Here is a 17,339-nt window from a genome sequence, read left to right on the forward strand (position 1 = left end):
ACCTCTTTTGGATAATTTATTTATACTGATTATACCAAAAAACACGGCTCATCACCGTGTTTCTGTGTTTATTTAACCAACTTCTTCATCTCATCAATACGTACTACGGTCGCATCGTATTTGGCTTGATAGTCGGCTTGTTTGTCGCGTTCTTTTTGGACGACTTCTGGTTTGGCATTGGTTACGAAGCGTTCGTTAGAGAGCTTCTTGCCGACCATGTCCAGTTCTTTTTGCCATTTAGCGAGTTCCTTGTCGAGACGAGCCAGTTCTTCTTCGACATTGAGGAGGTCAGCCAGTGGCAAGTAGATTTCTGCTCCTGTGATGACGCTTGACATTGCGAGTTCAGGTGCAGGAATGGTTGATGCGATTTCCAAGTGTTCTGGATTTGTGAAGCGTTTGATGTAGTTGACATTGCTGTTAAAGAAGGCTTCCAAGTCGTTATCGCTTGTCTTAACTAGGATAGTGATAGGCTTGCTTGGGGCTACGTTTACTTCCGCACGCGCATTCCGAACGGCACGGATCAAGTCTTTGAGACTTTCGACACCAGTGTGAGCAGCAAGGTCTTCAAAGGCTGGGTTGACAGTTGGGTATTCTGCTGTAACGATAGAACCTTCTGAGATTTGGCCAAAGATTTCCTCTGTCACAAATGGCATGATTGGGTGAAGAAGACGAAGGATCTTGTCCAAAGTGTAAAGGAGAACAGAACGTGTGATGACCTTCTCTTCTTCGTTATCGCTATAAAGGACTTCCTTGGTCAACTCAACGTACCAGTCCGCAAACTCATCCCAGATGAAGTTATATAGGATATGCCCAGCCACACCAAACTCAAACTTGTCAAAGTTTTCAGTGACTTTGCCGATAGTTTCGTTGAGGTTGTGGAGAATCCAACGGTCTGTGACATTTCCAGCTTCCTTGTTAGCAACTTTTTCCACATTGGCAGTTGCTTGCTCAAGGGTCAAGCCCTCATTATTCATGAGGATGTAGCGAGAGATGTTCCAAATCTTGTTAATGAAGTTCCATGAAGCATCCATTTTCTCATAAGAGAAGCGCACGTCTTGCCCTGGTGCTGAACCGTTTGAAAGGAACCAACGAAGGCTATCTGTTCCGTACTTATCAATAACATCCATTGGATCAATCCCGTTACCGAGGGATTTAGACATCTTGCGTCCTTGCTCATCACGAATGAGACCATGAATCAAGGCATTTTTGAATGGCGACTTGCCAGTAAATTCCAAACCTTGGAAAATCATCCGAGACACCCAGAACGGAATAATATCATAACCAGTCACCAAAGTTGATGTTGGATAATAACGTTTAAAGTCTTCTGAGTCGACATCCGGCCAGCCCATGGTAGAGAATGGCCAAAGGGCAGAACTGAACCACGTATCCAAGACGTCTTCGTCCTGAGTCCATCCGTCACCTTCTGGAGCTTCTTCACCGACATATATTTCACCCTCAGCATTGTACCAAGCAGGGATTTGGTGACCCCACCAGAGCTGACGAGAGATTACCCAGTCATGGACATTTTCCATCCATTGGAGGAAGGTGTCGTTGAAGCGTGGCGGGTAGAATTCTACCTTGTCCTCTGTGTCTTGATTAGCGATAGCGTTCTTAGCCAATTGGTCCATCTTGACAAACCATTGAGTAGACAAGCGTGGTTCAACCACAACACCTGTACGCTCTGAGTGACCAACACTGTGGACACGTTTTTCGATTTTAACGAGGGCACCGATTTCTTCTAACTTAGCAACGACTGCCTTACGAGCTTCAAAACGGTCCATACCTGCAAATTCAAAGGCCAAGTCATTCATAGTTCCGTCGTCGTTCATAACGTTGACTTGTGGCAAGTTATGGCGTTGACCAACCAAGAAGTCGTTTGGATCATGGGCAGGCGTGATTTTCACGACACCTGTACCAAACTCAGGGTCTGCGTGTTCGTCTCCAACGATTGGAATCAATTTATTAGCGATTGGAAGGATGACATTTTTACCAATCAAGTCCTTGTAGCGTGGGTCTTCTGGATTGACCGCAACGGCAACGTCCCCAAACATGGTCTCAGGACGGGTTGTCGCAACTTCAAGGGCGCGTGAACCGTCTTCTAGCATGTAGTTCATGTGGTAGAAGGCACCTTCGACGTCCTTGTGAATCACCTCGATATCAGAAAGAGCTGTGCGAGCTGCTGGGTCCCAGTTGATGATAAACTCACCACGGTAGATCCAGCCTTTCTTGTAAAGTTCGACAAAGACCTTGCGAACGGCTTTTGACAGACCTTCGTCGAGGGTGAAACGCTCACGAGAGTAGTCTACAGAGAGCCCCATCTTGCCCCATTGTTCCTTGATAGTAGTGGCATATTCGTCTTTCCATTCCCAGACTTTTTCAAGGAATTTTTCACGACCAAGGTCATAACGGCTAATGCCCTCACCGCGCAAGCGCTCCTCAACCTTAGCCTGAGTGGCAATCCCCGCGTGGTCCATACCCGGAAGCCAAAGCGTGTCAAAACCTTGCATGCGTTTTTGACGGATGATAATATCCTGTAAAGTCGTGTCCCAAGCGTGACCAAGGTGGAGTTTACCAGTTACGTTTGGTGGTGGAATCACGATAGAATAAGGCTTAGCCTTTTGATCGCCTGAAGGCTTGAAAACATCTGCATCAAGCCATTTTTGGTAACGACCAGCCTCAACCTCGGCTGGATTGTATTTCGGTGAAAGTTCTTTAGACATGTGTGTTCTCCTTGTTTAAGTAGTTCAATATCTTAAAAATTTGTTCTAATTCTTGTTTTTTCATATAAGAAGTCATATAGTCATAATCTGGCAATCCAGTTTTAGTAACTGGCAACATAATCTTTTGACGTTTCATGCGTTCGCCATTGAATTTATAACCATAGGCATACTTGATTTTTTGCGACAAAATCATTTGTTTCAAGAAAAGGTAGGTATATTTGTTTCCGTATATCTCGTCCTTCCATTTCAAACGTTTGACATCATCAGAAAAAATGGCTTCGTAGGGATGATAGAAATTTTCAACAACACTACCATTGTAATTTACACCGAGTACATTTGCATCAAGACTTTTATTTGTATTAGATACAAAAGCTGTAACTCCATTATCACTATCGCTAGCACCTACAAATGGTCTCAATCCAATTTCTTGATTTGCTTTTGTCAAACGAACGCCTGATTTAATCTCACAAATATCCTCAATCCAGAAATCTTTCCAAGAAATTTCACAAACTTTTTCTTCAAGAATGTTCTTCACTCTGATATATATATATATATATATATATATTCGAGCACTTCTTGGGCTTTATCCAGTTCTAATTTTTTCACAAAGTCAGACATATATTGGAAATTAGGGTTACCTTCTTTATCAACTGGAAGAATGAGTTTTTCTCTTTTTATACGGGTGTCGTTAATCTCTCTGTTAAAAGAATATTTTTCTTCTAAGCGTTTAACAACGGTAGATAAAAATAGATAAGCGTATTTGTCTGCATTCTCAGACTTTAAAGCTGTTACGTGATCACTAGCCACAAACTCAAATTGCTGATAAAAAGTGGAACCGACACTTCCGCTATTGGCAAGAGTGAGGACATCTTCAAATTTCCGAACCCCTGTTTCATTTCCAATAAAGGCATCTACACCATTGTTTTCGGAAGTTGAGGAAATATAAGGTTTAGGACCATCTGTCTGATTAGCTTTTGTCAGACGTTTTCCTCTTTGAATTTCTTGAAAAACTTCAGTGAAACGAAATGTTTTCCATTCTACCTTGTCTAGTCCTGCCACATCTCCAGCTAGTTCAACCAATTTACGCTCATAATAATCAATGATTTTCTGAGCTTGTTGTTTCTGTTCTTGCTTGATGTAGTCTTCCATGAACTGCCAGTTCGGCTGACCTTGGAAATCGATAGGGAGCATAATAATTTGTTCTTTAATTCTCTCAGTAAATGCTTTTCTCCCAAAAGCATATTTGGACTTATTAGACATTATACTATTTGAAACAAATAATCCATTATGTTTATTGATATATTTATTATCTAAAATAGTTATTTCATCACTAGCTGTAAAGGTGTTTCCTGCATAGAAAGCATCGCAAAATGTAGTTACAATAATTTTATTCCTCATCACAAACAGTGGATTAGATATAAAATCAGTTACTCCATTATTTACTGAACTAGCTGAGTAATACGGGATACTCCCTTTTTTTCTGTTTTTTTCAATGTGGCGCTTACCTCTAGCTATTTCAAAAATATTCCCTATCTTAAACTCTCCCCACTCCACATCCGTCAATTTTAACTTACTCATCTTTGTCACCTGCCATTAGTTTTTTGATTTGCTTGTCAAAATCCGATACGATTTTCTGGGTACGGTTGAACTTCTCATATTCTTGACTGGCTTTCTCGTCTGCCTGTTTTTTCGAAATAGATCCTTTTCCTTCTAGAATTTCATATTCATTAAAAGAAAGGAAGCGGTCAATACTTTCCGCCAAAGATTGCATGGTAAAGGTATTACGGCGTTCAACCAAACCTTCAATATAGTCGAAGTAAGAGGTTACGGTACGCTCTAGTTGACGGATTTCGGTTTCTTGCAAATAATTCTTAGCAACTGTCACATCCGATTTCAGTACTCGACCATCTGGTGCATTCTTCCAAGTCGTTAATCCCATTTGTTTCTTATCAGCGTCTGCCTTATGATAAATAATCTCAGCAGCGGTATTACCTGTAATAGCAAAATGAAACTTGTTCTGCACCATAGCATAGAAATTCTTAGTGATTTCAGAGTTTCTATCGTAGTCAATAGCGCATTCCGCAAAAATATCGGTTATTTGCTGATAAATACGGCGTTCACTGGCACGGATTGAACGGATTCGCTCTAAGAGCTCACGGAAGTAATCTTTACCAAAGACCGTTTGTCCCTGTTTAAGACGCTCGTCATCAAGTACGAACCCCTTAATAATAAATTCTTTTAAGGTATTCGTTGCCCAAATTCGAAATTGTGTCGCCTTAGTTGAATTGACGCGATAACCAACTGATATAATGGAATCAAGATTGTAATACTCTAATTCGCGCTGAACCGCTCTACTACCCTCTTTTTGAACTGTTCGAAATTTTCGAACAGTTGCCAGCTTGTCTAACTCGCCATCACTATAAATATTTGATAAATGGTGACTAACCGTTGATTTAGAAACTCCGAACAAGTCAGAAATCTCTTTTTGTGTCAACCAAAGATTTTCATCTTGTAATAGAATATCTAAATTAACATCACCATTAGGTGTCGTATATAGGACAAAATTAGAAATTTCATTCATAATCGTCACCTTTTTCCGCTACCATCGGAAGTTCCTCAATATCGGTAATTTCTTGGTAATTCTCTTTCTCTTCTATTCCGAAAAGATAACCTCGTCCATGAGTAATCATATTGACTTCAAAAGTTAGATAATCTGCAATGGTCTTTTGAAAATCTTCCTCAGAAGGAATTTCATCATTAAAGTAATAGAAAGAGTGGAGCCACTCATCATCAGCTTCAATCGTTGTTTGAACACAGAACTTAGTTTCTGCTTCAGTGCGATCAAACCAGACATCAAGCAAGTGTTGTTTTTTATCTTTAGCCGTAGCTGTTTCAACTAGACCGATGTGTTTAGAGACTTCAAAACCATCATTTTCAAAGTTGATAAATTTGCATTCTTTTTCCGGACGATGCGGTATACCAGCTGTAAATACTGCAATACAAGGGTTTGTTCCCACGCCATAAAAGGTATTTTTATTAAGTGTAATAACACCTTCTAAAGTATGGTGTTTTAAAATATTTTGTTTAGTTTCTTTTTCAAACTTGGTCTTCCCTGTAAAGGTGGACTGAGGAACGATGACAACCGCCTTAGCACCTTCAACTAAAGAATTTAACAGGTGTTCTGTAAAGTTGATTTCATACAGATCTGTATTGGCTGTCGAACCCATTGAATATGGCGGATTCATCATACCAACGTTGCATTGTTTTAGCTGAAGCTTACTAGGATTTTGGCGTAGAAAGTCTTGGTTTTCAAGGTTACTTTTCCCATCACCTCGTAATATCATATTCGTCGTAGCAATTGTAAACATATAAGATTGTTCTTCAATCCCGAAGAGCTGATGTTTCCGAATTTGGTCACGTTGAGAATCATTTTCTGCTTTTGTTAACATATCATGCATAGCAGCGATTAGGAAGCCTGCTGTACCGCAAGTCGGATCAAAAACCTTATCCGTCGGTTTCAAATCAACCAAATCACAAAACAGTTCCGTGATATGCTTTGGTGTTAAAACAATGCCTAAGTTCTGGCCATCTCCTCCAGAGTAAGACATGAATTCTCCGTAAAAACGACCTAGATAATCTTCAGCAGAACTGTTATATCTTAAACTTTGATAAATACTCTTATAAAGAAATTCTGTGAAATGTTTGATAGGTGTTTTACCTAGATTAGCATTTTTTTCATTAATTTTCACATCGTCTCTGATGATAGCAAACTGACTAAGTAGTTTATCTTTTTTTACTTCAGGAGACACATTAGCGCGCTGAAGGTTAGACTTGATGGCAGTATAAATCTTTGAGCCGTCTGTTTTTACAGTATCTCCAGTTAAACTTTCCAGAGAGAAGTTTCCATGCTCCGTTTCTCTCAATGCTAACAGAATTCCTGAAACAATCAGAGGTTTGTTCTTTTCCTCAATATTGCCGTAATTTCTCAAATCATTGTGTAAAGTCGCGGCATCTTTTAAAATTTCAGCAGTTTCTTTTTCAAAATTGGTTTCTTCTTGAAGAATCTCTTTTACGTAATACTCATCAATATTATCTATTGAAAAGGAAATAAGGGTCTCAATATCCGCAAGTTCAAAATATTCACCACGTTCATTTACAAAAACAGGAGTAATGCGATGTTTTTTTTCATTGCCACTAATTCCAACAGCAATGATTTTTTTGTAACTAACCTTATCTGCTAAATGTTTAGCATAAAAGACCGCTCCGTTTACTGCATAGTCTGTATTTGATTTGACATCATCAGCAATCAAATCATCATCTGTATAATTGATATGTTTTGATAATCCAGGTTTATCTTCAATAATGATTAAGAAGTCTTTAACAATTCCAACGTATTCTGGGAAGCCTGAATTTCCAGTCCCTTTTTTCGAAGCAGTCTTCAGTGCTTCATTAATCTCTTTAACATTACTTCCCTGCGCATCAAAATTTTCACGGATTCCTGCTTCTTTTAAAAGTTCATGAACCCATAAATCAGTATTTACTTCTTTTTTTGCCATTATTCATCTCTTTTCATTACTAAATTTCCCACTCACTCCTCAGCAAGCCATATATCAGACTGTCACAGCGATTTCCTTGGGCATCTTTGCGGTCTCTTATGCGAGCTTCGAGGGTAAAGCCAAGCTTCTCTGCAACTCGTTGACTTTGAAGGTTATACCCAAAGCAAGTCAGTTCAATCTTGTGAATATCAAGTTCTTTAAAAGCTAGGTCAATCAAGGCACGTGCCGCCTCTGGAACATAACCTAGACCCCAATAGTCTGGGTGCAAGGTATAGCCAATTTCCAGCACATCGTCTTCGTGTCGATGGTTGAAATCAACAGAGCCGATGATTGTATCAGTTCCTTTGACCACAATGCCGTAACCAGCTGGGAGATTGTCCTTTTCATTGCGCTCGGGAAGAATGTACTCCAGATAATAAATCTCATCTTCCAAGGTCTTGACGGGCGGAAAGCCTGCTGGATAGGAGACTTCTGGCCGACTGGCATAGTCAAAGATATCCTCGGCATCAGCAACGGTGCGGACTCGCAAGACCAGTCGCTCCGTTTCGATTCGCTCAGGTAATGTTACTCTTGCCATCCTTCCTCCTCGCTTTCTTGATGAAGTTCCCCATAGGGTCGACACGATCATCTAAATAACGATAAACGCGCTGGTAGCCGTCCCCCATAAAGTAAGTTGGCGAAAAACGGTCATTTTTAAAATGCCCCTTGTCATCTAAGAGCTCAGGATCAGCAAGTCGCTCGATAATCTTAGCAAAGATATGGCAGATGCCGTCTTCATCGATAATCCTATCTACCTGACAGTCCAATACGACTGGACAGACCTTTAAAATCGGTGCCTGAGTCCGTTCAGAAATCTCGTAGTCAAGCCCCAAGTGTCCCAACTTTTCTCGGTGGCTAATAAAACCAGCCTGCTCCATTTCGAGCATGAGGTTTTCATCAGGTATGTTCACCGTGAACTGTTGATAATGCTTGATTTGCTTAGCTGCATTTTCCTCAGCGCCGACACCGATGACTAGTCAATCTCCTAGGCTATAAGAGGAACTGCAGGTCGTAATATTGTGACCAAAGTTCTGGTCCTGATAGCCTAAAATAAAGATAGGAAAACCATAGTAGAGCTTACTGGTTTTAAAGGATTGCTTCATGAAAACCTCCTTTGACTAAGACGCAAAAAAAAGCCCCTGCCATATCCATGACAGGGACGAATGTGTTTATCCGCGGTACCACCCAACTTCGGGCAGAGCCCGCAACTCTCGTCTTTAAAACAAAAAGACACTTTTATTTCAATTTTTCATCCATTAGCAACCAGTTTCGACACATTTGTGGACTTCTCAACACCGCCACTTTCTGTAAAATGTGGAACTCAAAACACCTCTAATGGCTTTATTTTAACAAGTTTTTGACGGAAATGCAAGGGGCAAGAAAGATTACTTGAACTTGATGCCGTTTTCTTTTAATTTCTTGATGGTAGCTGGACCGATTCCTTTTAAGGCAAGGAGTTCTTTTTCTGTCCAATTTTTGAAATCAGCAGCAGACTTGATTCCTTCATCGTAGAAAGTCTTGGCACGGTCGACTGAAAGTCCACCTAGGTTGGATGCGAATTCTTCTACAGAGCTTGTAACTTTTTGAGCTTGCTCTTTAGTTGCTTCTACTGCTTGTTCCACTTTTTTAGAGACAACTTTCCCTGCTTCGCTAGCAGATTTTTCTGCATGTTTCACAACTTTTTTTGTTTCTTCGACAACCTTGGTCACCGTACTTGAAAATGCACCTGAACGACGAAGGCTGTTTCGTAATTGTTTTTTCCGTTGGAGTTTCTTTGACATGATAAAATCCTTTCAATAAAAAATCCCTGTTCTGACAAGGATTTAATAAAGATATTCTATCAAGATTTTGGGAAAAAATCAAGAAAGGAAACGAGATTGCTCCTAAAAATCTAGCCGTTTTTTCTTTCAATCTAATTTGACAATGATTCAACTTCTTGATAAAACATGCAGTAATGTGCAAGACTAATTCACGTAAAAAGCTGATAAGGAGAAGAATATGAATAATGAAAGTTACTTTGATGGTGGTCTTTTGAGCTACGTTGGATATGCTATCCTAGCCATGCTTATCATAGTTTTTACTATTGGAATCGCTACGCCTTGGGCAGTTTGTATGATGCAAAACTGGAAAGTCAATCACACTGTCATCGATGGGCGTCGCCTCTATTTTGACGGAACAGGTTCTCAATTATTCGGGAACTGGATCAAGTGGTTCTTGCTCACCATCATCACTTTGGGCATCTATTCATTCTGGTTGCATATTAAAATGGAACAATGGATTACCAAACACACACATCACGTATAAACAGAAAAAGTGCGTTCATACGCACTTTTTGATTTACAACGATTAATAGTTTCTCTCGCCAAACAATCCTTCTGGCAAATCATGAAATCCCTTGCCTGCTTTGAAATTTTCAAACTTACCAAGCAAGAACTGATAAGCATCCAAGCGGCTTTCGTAGCGAATCATGGCATCTTTGGCACGCTCGTCTTGGTCTTCTTCGTAAACCTTCTGACTTTCCTTATGCGCCATGTCGTTGATCATGATCTGGGTGTTCACCCAGGCCTCAAATTCCTTCATAAATTCTTGTTCGTAACTCATTGATTCTCCTTATTCTAATCCACGGAAGTAGTCCGTATCAATCTCACGGTAAGGCTGGATATCCTGAACATACTCTAGGACTCCTTGAAATTCCCCGTTCTCATCGTGTACTGCAGCATAGGTGATGTGGACAAACTTGCCTCGCGACTCCGACTTGAACCACATTTCATACTTGTCCTTGAGCCCTTCACGAAGACCTTGCATGATGGCTTTGACTTTCTCCAAATATTTTGGAGGATGACATAATTCGACATTGCGCCCGACTTGGGACGGTGTCCGTTTGAAAATCATCTCATCAGCTGGCGAATTGTCATTGTAATACTGAAAAATATCGTCCTTATTAACAAAAGTGATCTCCATAGGGAGGTGATTGAGGATGAGGTTGGCCTGCTCGACTGAGAGATAGCCATTGCCAAAAGCCTGTTGGCTATGGCGGTCCAGCACTGCTTCCTTTTCCTTAGGGGTAAAGGTAATGGTGAACTGGCCTTCTGGTGTATCGATAACTTGCTGAACTTGACCTTCAGCCGTGTCTAGTTGCACGGGCTCCTCTGCACTCTTTTCCTCAACGAAACTCTGGCGCTCTGGCACCCATTTCTCTGACGGACGGATGATGGCATAGCCGTAGGCATCGCTCTCCTCCGCAATCTGAATCCAGTCATCCTGGGTGAAAGACTCAAGGAGAATCATGAGGAGGATGGACTCTTCCTTGAAAATCATACTTTCAAACTCTGTCGCAAAAGCTTCAAAATCTTCTTTTACACTGCTAATCGATACTTCAGGTAGTGACTTGGCTGTCGTTAAAGCTGTTTGAAAGAGTTCTCGGATCTGGTCATCCACTCCCCACATAACCTTAGGAGGTGAATCGTGTCCATAGCGCTCCATGATGGGAAAGAAGAGCTCTTCCTTGCGCTGATAGTGAATATCAAATTGGCCCAACAGCCCCATTTGACGAACCAAACCCTTACGCATCTCTGCCAGCATTTCCTCGTCTTCCATAGACTCATAGGTGTCCAACAATCTCCGAATGCGAATCAAGGCAGCACGGAGAGCCAGATTTTCATCCTTGAAGACGCGAACTGGGTGGCCAGGGTGTTCAGTATCCTCCACTTCGACGCCCTTAACAGCATTTTTAAAAAGATTAGCATGGACATCGCAGAGTTCCATGACATCTTCAAAGGTGACACCTGAGTCTGAGTTCATCAGCTCGTGCTCCATGAGGGAAATCTCGATGGCTGACACACCTGTAAAGGTCGCATCAAAACGCTCCTGAACTGACTCGGGAGAGGCGCCGTTGTGCAATTCTAACAAAATATCCCGTAGGATATGAATCCGTTCATCTGCCATTAGTCTAATCCAATCACTTCATAGCCGTTCGCTTCCAACGTGCGGACAATCTTGTCCATAGGAGTTCCTTCAAGTTTAGAACCCTGCTTAAGCGATACCTTGCGACCGACTGTATTGCGCATCAAGGGATTAGCAAGTGGTTTAAAACCGAGCTCCACTAGGATTTCCAAGACTTCCGGGTGCTTGTCTACCACTTCTGCAACGGGTATTGACACATCGATGATATTGTCCATGACGACCTCCATGTATGTTCTAAAATGATTTTCCTGCTTATATTATACCATAAGGACGATTAGCATACACCAAAAAAGAGGGTTTCCCCTCTTTCTTAGTTTTTATCCAGATTGCGTAACATCTCGTCAATCTTGTTTCCATATTCAATGGATTCGTCTTTGACGAAGGTTAAATCTGGGATTTTGTACAATTTCAAATTGCGACCAAGTTCACGTTTGATGGTACCAGTTGCTTTTTCAAGCCCGATTTGAGCTTTTTGGTTATCCGAAGCAAGGTTACTCAAAATGGTGTAGTAAACCTTAGCAACAGACAAGTCACCTAGCATCTGAACATCTGTAATGGTCACACCTTGGACACGCGGATCACGGACTTTCTTTTGCAAAATCTCATTGACTTCACGCTTGATTTCCATGCCCACACGATCCGTACGGAAATGATTTGCCATGATATTCCTTTCTCTACTTTGAACCAAAAGCTAGGCCAGCAGACCTAGCTATTTTTAAATTTATTGATTTTCAGTTCAAATTGAAACGAAGTTCAATTTGAACTTGTCTGCTTCTTTCGCTGTGGTGAAAGTGATGGAACTGATTTATCAGTCCCATCACAGGGGATTTTTGAGACACTAGGCTCAAAAACAAGCAATGAAACCATCGGTTTGCTTGCGTCCCTCACCACCTAAGAAAGGAGCAAAAATCTTAACGTTTAATTTCTTCCATGACGTATGCCTCAATCACATCATCCATCTTGATATCATTGTAGCCATCAATCATGAGACCACCTTCACGGCCGTTCGTAACTTCTTTGACGTCATCTTTGTAGTGTTTCAAGCTTGCAAGTTCACCGTCATAGATAACGACACCGTCACGGATAACACGGACTTTAGAGTCACGGGTAACTTTACCACTCGTAACCATGAATCCACCGATGGTTCCCACTTTAGATACCTTGAAGGTTTCACGGATAACTGCCTCACCGATAACTTTTTCTTCGAATTCTGGATCAAGCATCCCTTTCATGGCTTCTTCCATCTCTTCGATAACCTTGTAGATAATGCTGTGGAGACGGATTTCTACATCATCTTCTTCTGCTTGTTGACGAGCTTGTGGTGTAGGGCGCACGTTGAAACCGATGATAAAGGCATTTGAAGCTTCCGCAAGAGTCACATCAGATTCATTAATGGCACCGACCGCTGAGTGAACGATGGTAACTTTGACACCTTCTACATCGATCTTTTGAAGCGAGGCAGAAAGGGCTTCAACTGAACCTTGTACGTCGGCCTTGATGATGACGTTAACAGACTTGAGCTCGCCTGCTTTAAGCGTATCAAAGAGGTTTTCAAGGCTGACACGTTGAGTTACTTGACGTTGCTTCATAAGAGCACGTTTCGCACGTTCTTCACCTGCTGCACGCGCAGATTTTTCATCTTCGTAAACGGCAAAGTGGTCACCCGCCATTGGTGCTTCGTTCAAACCTGTGATAGATACTGGTGTTGATGGTCCAGCAACCTTAACACGACGACCAAGGTCATTGGTCATAGCACGGACACGACCGAAGGTATTTCCGACAACGATTGGATCTTGGACATTCAAAGTACCTTGTTGCACAAGAAGGGTTGCGACCGCACCTTTTCCTTTATCCAAGCGCGCTTCGATAACGGTACCGATAGCACGCACTGTTGGGTCTGCCTTGAGTTCTTGGATTTCAGCTACAAGAAGGACTGTTTCCAACAATTCATCAATGTTTTGGTTGAATTTAGCTGAGATTTCAACAAATTCAGAATCTCCACCCCAAGCTGTTGACATAACACCGTGTTCAGCCAATTCACCGATAACGCGTTCTGGGTTGGCACCTGGTTTATCAATCTTGTTGATGGCTACGATAATTGGAACGTTCGCTGCTTTTGAGTGGTTGATGGCTTCGATAGTTTGAGGCATAACCCCGTCGTCGGCCGCTACAACCAAGATGGTAATATCGGTAACAGAAGCACCACGCGCACGCATAGATGTAAAGGCCGCGTGTCCTGGTGTATCAAGGAAGGTAATCTTCTTGCCATTTTCCACGATTTGGTAAGCACCGATATGCTGAGTGATACCACCCGCTTCACCTGTTGCAACACGAGAATTACGAAGGGTATCCAAAAGTGTTGTCTTACCATGGTCAACGTGTCCCATGATGGTGACAACTGGTGGACGCTCAACTAATTCATCTTCATTGAGATAACCATCTTCGACGAAGAAACGTTCGATGTCGGCATTGTCCACTTCAACCTTTTGTTTGGCTTCGATACCATAATCCACCATGAGGAGTTCAATGGTTTCTCCATCCAAAGATTGGTTTTGTGTGGCCATAATCCCCATCATAAAGAGTTTCTTAACGATTTCAGCTGGTTCACGTTTGATACGTTTTGCGATTTCCGCAACAGTCATACCATCTGTATATTCGAATTCTGTTGGCAATTCATGGAACTTGCGCTCTGTAACAGGTTTTGGAGTCTGGTTACGGTTGTTCTTGTTATTGCCTTTTTTGTTCTTCTTATTGTTATTCCAGTTACTATTTCTTTGATTTCTCACTTGATTTTGACTACTTCGATTCTTTTGTTGTTTTCTAGGACCATCTTCTTCGTGATCATAATCATCACGTTCTTTGTCTGGTCGAGCTTGTTTTTTACGACGTGTATCCACTGGCGCTTCTTTCGCTACAGGAACTACTGTTACTGCTGGTTGCGTTTGTTCAGCTAACTTAGCAGCTTCTTCAAAGATTTCCTCTGGCTCCTTGCGTTTATTAGCTTGAGCCAAGGCTTCTTTAGCAGCTTGCGATTGTTTGAAGCGCTCCTCGCTTGAGCGTGCGTACTCTGCATTTTGCTCTGCTTTTAGGGCTGCTGCACGGGCTTTAAAGTCAACACGTGGTCCAGCTTGTTTTGGCTGGAAGTCTTGTTGCTGACGGCGATTATTGCCACGGTTTCCCTGACCTTGTGGTTTTTTCCCTTGGTCGTTAAATCGGCGATTGTCGCGGTTTCCTTGACCAGGTTTTCCACCATTACGGCCGTCATTTTTCTGACGGTTACCGTTTTGTTGTTGGTCACGGTTGTTGCCCTTGTTTTGTTTGCGTCGCTCTGCCTGCTCTTTGGCACGCGCCTCACGCTCCGCCTTGAAGTTTCGACTTTGTGGTCTTGCGGCCACTACTTTTTCTTCCTTAGGAGCTACAGGTGTAGCTGGTTTACTTTCTTCCTTAACAGCTACTGGTTTAGCTGATGCAGGCTTTTCCGCTTTCTTTTCTACACTTGCTTTTGGTGTCGCAGGTTTTGCTTCTGCTTTCGGAGCAGCTGGTTTAAAGCTAGCTGCGATTTGTTCAGCAGCAGCAGCTTCCACGCTCGATGAGTGGCTTTTTACATCCAAGCCCAACTCTTTTGCACGCGCTACAACTTCTTTACTTTCTTTTCCAAGTTCTTTTGCGATTTCGTACAATCTTTTCTTAGACAAATCATGTCCTCCTCTTCTATTCCATAAGAGACCTCATTTTCTTTGTAAATCCAGCATCTGTCACAGCCAAAACCTTTCTCGATTTTCCGACTGCTATGCTTAATTCCAGTGTTGAAAACACGGTTATAACTTCTACTTGATAATAGTCACTTTTATCTTGAATCTTCTTGGTTAGATTGGGGCCAGCATCATGGGCTAGAAAGACTAGCTTGGCTTTCTGAGCTTGGATGGCCTTGACCACCAATTCCTCACCCGATATGATCCGGCCTGCTCGTTGAGCAAGTCCCAAGAGATTGCTTATCTTTTGCTTATTCAAGTCCTAACTCTCTTCTTTTCACTTTATGATCCACATAAGCGATCAACTCGTCATAAAAGCTTTCTTCCACTTCCATGTTAAAGCTGCGGTTAAAGACTTTCTTCTTTTTTGCCTCTAGGGCTTCTGTATTGTCTAGCTTGATATAAGCGCCACGGCCATTGGCCTTGCCTGTCGGATCGATAAAGACCTGTCCTTCTTTGTTCTTGACAATGCGGAGCAAATCACGCTTATCAATCACTTCGTTGGATACAACAGACTTGCGCAAAGGGATTTTTCTTGTTTTCATCTTTCCCTCCTCTAGCAGCTTTTATTCTTCTGTCAATTCATCCGCAGCTGCGTAATCCACTTGACCTGCTTCTTCCATAGCTTCAAATTCACTTGCAGACTTGATATCGATACGGTAACCTGTCAAATGAGCAGCCAAGCGAACGTTTTGTCCACGACGACCGATCGCAAGAGAAAGCTTGTTATCAGGTACAACGACCAAGGCTCGTTTGCTGTCATTTTCATCAAAGATAACTTGGTCAACTTCAGCAGGAGCGATGGCATTGTAGATAAACTCAGCTGGATCTGCTACCCACTCGATAACATCGATGTTTTCTTCGACAGGAATCATGCGGTCGCTCTTAGCATCGTAACGAGCTGGGTGGAATTTGCTGGTGATCTTCTTGATATTGGCACCACCACGTCCAACGATTGTCCCGATAGCATCCACGTTTGGATTGTGGCTACGAACGGCTACTTTCGTACGGTCACCAGCTTCACGAGCTACGCTCATGATTTCAACAGTTCCATCGTAGACTTCTGGAATTTCTTGCTCCATCAAACGTTTGATCATTTCTGGATGGCTTCGGCTAACAAAGACGTTGACACCACGAGGGTTGTCTTCAACCTTGTAGACATAAACTTCGATACGATCGTGGGAAGCAAACACCTCTCCAGGAATTTGGTCTTGTTTGGACAATTGGGCTTCGATGCTGCCAAGGTTGACGTAAATAAAGCGGTTGTCAAATCTTTCTACTGTACCAGACATGATTTCTTGTTCATGTTCTTTATAAGTATTGTAAGTGATAGCACGTGTTTGCTTGCGCATTTTTTCCATGATGGTTTGTTTGGCAGATTGGGCTGCTACACGACCAAACTCAGCTGGTGCTTCTTCGAACTTGATTTTATCACCAAGCTCATAGGCTGAATTAATGGCAAGAGCATCTTTCAAGCTGATTTCCAAACGGCTATCAAATACTTCATCAACCACTTCACGGACAGTATAAACTGTAAAATCACCTGTTTTTTCGTTGAAGTCGATGGCTACGCTGTCTGATTGGCCATAGCGTCTGCGATAAGCGGAACGAAGTGACTCTACTACTGCGTCGATGATGTCTTCTTTTTTGATTCCCTTGTCTTCTTCCAAAATGCGGAAGGCCTCTAGCATTTCTTTACTCATGTTCTTTTTACTTTTGAATCCTCAAAAGCTATCCTTTCTTTTCTATAGTTTTACTGCTAAACGTGCTTTTGATACTAAACTGTATGGAATTTGGACGGTTTTCTTACGTGTCTTGTCCATATATTCCATGGTCAACTCGTCCTCTTCAAAGGATACCAAGGTTCCTTCAAAGACTTTTTGCTTATCGATGGCCTGGTAGAGCCCGACATGGATGTATTTCCCAACAGCTCCAGCGACAGCATCCTTGGTTTTCAAAGGACGTTCCAAGCCTGGACTGGTGATTTCTAGGAAATATTGTTCTGGGAAGGGATCGGGCTTGATGGTATCTAGGACAGGACTGATGATTTCTGTCAGGTCTGCCGTGTCGTTCAAGGTAATTCCTTCAGGTTTATCTACAAAAATACTGAGAATCATGTCACTGCCAATCTTTCCATACTCGATATCCACGAGTTCGAAAGGTGCTTGGATGACAGGTTCTACAACTTCTCTGACTAATTCTACGATTGTTGCGATTGCGTCCACCTCCTCATAAGCAAGAGGCGAAGATATTTCCCCGCCTCTCTTTCTCATATTCTTACTATCAGTATAGCACGTTTGTCAATTTAT

Annotated in this window: 17 protein-coding genes and 1 pseudogene; 1 reads left to right on the plus strand and 17 read right to left on the minus strand. The window is 42.0% G+C overall.

Annotation, left to right across the window (positions count from 1 at the left end; translation table 11 throughout):
- Positions 1-68: 68 nt before the first annotated feature.
- The 8 genes and pseudogenes from DB729_RS09010 to DB729_RS09045 all read right to left on the minus strand — a co-directional run bounded on the left by DB729_RS09010 (position 69) and on the right by DB729_RS09045 (position 9,096).
- A complete protein-coding gene (locus DB729_RS09010; protein ID WP_109290304.1) occupies positions 69-2,720 on the minus strand; it encodes a valine--tRNA ligase in 2,652 nt (883 codons plus the stop codon).
- A complete protein-coding gene (locus tag DB729_RS09015; protein ID WP_109290305.1) occupies positions 2,713-3,255 on the minus strand; it encodes a restriction endonuclease subunit S in 543 nt (180 codons plus the stop codon). The genes DB729_RS09010 and DB729_RS09015 overlap by 8 nt, the downstream gene beginning before the upstream one ends.
- Positions 3,252-4,298: a restriction endonuclease subunit S gene (locus DB729_RS09020; protein WP_109290306.1), complete on the minus strand. Its 1,047-nt coding sequence runs from the start codon at positions 4,296-4,298 to the stop codon at positions 3,252-3,254. The genes DB729_RS09015 and DB729_RS09020 overlap by 4 nt, the downstream gene beginning before the upstream one ends.
- Complete coding sequence (locus tag DB729_RS09025; protein ID WP_109290307.1) at positions 4,291-5,301, minus strand: virulence RhuM family protein; 1,011 nt, start codon at positions 5,299-5,301, stop codon at positions 4,291-4,293. The genes DB729_RS09020 and DB729_RS09025 overlap by 8 nt, the downstream gene beginning before the upstream one ends.
- Positions 5,294-7,276 carry an HsdM family class I SAM-dependent methyltransferase gene (locus DB729_RS09030; protein WP_045618122.1) on the minus strand — a complete coding sequence of 661 codons (1,983 nt, stop codon included), beginning with the start codon at positions 7,274-7,276 and terminating at the stop codon, positions 5,294-5,296. The genes DB729_RS09025 and DB729_RS09030 overlap by 8 nt, the downstream gene beginning before the upstream one ends.
- A gap of 19 nt (positions 7,277-7,295) precedes the next feature.
- Positions 7,296-7,853 carry a GNAT family N-acetyltransferase gene (locus DB729_RS09035; protein WP_109290308.1) on the minus strand — a complete coding sequence of 186 codons (558 nt, stop codon included), beginning with the start codon at positions 7,851-7,853 and terminating at the stop codon, positions 7,296-7,298.
- Positions 7,831-8,418 (minus strand): annotated as a pseudogene (locus DB729_RS09040) (flavin reductase family protein). Before DB729_RS09040 ends, DB729_RS09035 begins: the two are co-directional and overlap by 23 nt.
- Before the next feature lie 282 nt (positions 8,419-8,700).
- Positions 8,701-9,096 (minus strand): helix-hairpin-helix domain-containing protein, encoded by a 396-nt coding sequence (locus DB729_RS09045; RefSeq protein WP_109290310.1) that lies wholly within the window; start codon positions 9,094-9,096, stop codon positions 8,701-8,703.
- Between the two features lie 217 nt (positions 9,097-9,313).
- On the opposite strand from DB729_RS09045, the gene DB729_RS09050 reads away from it, so the two are divergent.
- A complete protein-coding gene (locus DB729_RS09050; protein ID WP_033583653.1) occupies positions 9,314-9,619 on the plus strand; it encodes a DUF898 family protein in 306 nt (101 codons plus the stop codon).
- Positions 9,620-9,661: 42 nt separating this feature from the next.
- On the opposite strand, the gene DB729_RS09055 is transcribed toward DB729_RS09050, so the two are convergent.
- The 9 genes from DB729_RS09055 to rimP form a co-directional block, all read right to left on the minus strand.
- A complete protein-coding gene (locus DB729_RS09055; protein WP_000119707.1) occupies positions 9,662-9,916 on the minus strand; it encodes a DUF1912 family protein in 255 nt (84 codons plus the stop codon).
- Between the two features lie 9 nt (positions 9,917-9,925).
- Positions 9,926-11,260, minus strand: a complete 1,335-nt coding sequence (locus DB729_RS09060; RefSeq protein ID WP_033583652.1) for a DUF438 domain-containing protein — start codon at positions 11,258-11,260, stop codon at positions 9,926-9,928.
- Entirely contained in the window at positions 11,260-11,493 is a 234-nt protein-coding gene (locus tag DB729_RS09065; protein WP_000368739.1) for a DUF1858 domain-containing protein, read from the minus strand. Before DB729_RS09065 ends, DB729_RS09060 begins: the two co-directional genes overlap by 1 nt.
- 95 nt (positions 11,494-11,588) lie before the next feature.
- Positions 11,589-11,939, minus strand: coding sequence for a 30S ribosome-binding factor RbfA (gene rbfA, locus DB729_RS09070; protein ID WP_001273601.1), 351 nt, complete (start codon positions 11,937-11,939; stop codon positions 11,589-11,591).
- Between the two features lie 250 nt (positions 11,940-12,189).
- Complete coding sequence (gene infB, locus DB729_RS09075) at positions 12,190-14,973, minus strand: translation initiation factor IF-2 (protein ID WP_109290311.1); 2,784 nt, start codon at positions 14,971-14,973, stop codon at positions 12,190-12,192.
- A gap of 16 nt (positions 14,974-14,989) precedes the next feature.
- Complete coding sequence (locus DB729_RS09080) at positions 14,990-15,289, minus strand: YlxQ-related RNA-binding protein (RefSeq protein ID WP_070526466.1); 300 nt, start codon at positions 15,287-15,289, stop codon at positions 14,990-14,992.
- Positions 15,282-15,575, minus strand: coding sequence for an RNase P modulator RnpM (gene rnpM, locus DB729_RS09085; RefSeq protein ID WP_000857568.1), 294 nt, complete (start codon positions 15,573-15,575; stop codon positions 15,282-15,284). The genes DB729_RS09080 and rnpM overlap by 8 nt, the downstream gene beginning before the upstream one ends.
- 21 nt (positions 15,576-15,596) lie before the next feature.
- Positions 15,597-16,733 carry a transcription termination factor NusA gene (gene nusA, locus DB729_RS09090; protein ID WP_000032278.1) on the minus strand — a complete coding sequence of 379 codons (1,137 nt, stop codon included), beginning with the start codon at positions 16,731-16,733 and terminating at the stop codon, positions 15,597-15,599.
- 42 nt (positions 16,734-16,775) lie between these two features.
- Positions 16,776-17,255, minus strand: a complete 480-nt coding sequence (rimP, locus tag DB729_RS09095) for a ribosome maturation factor RimP (protein ID WP_000338695.1) — start codon at positions 17,253-17,255, stop codon at positions 16,776-16,778.
- Positions 17,256-17,339: the final 84 nt, after the last annotated feature.

The organism is Streptococcus halitosis, assembly GCF_003143695.2.
Lineage (GTDB): Bacteria > Bacillota > Bacilli > Lactobacillales > Streptococcaceae > Streptococcus > Streptococcus halitosis.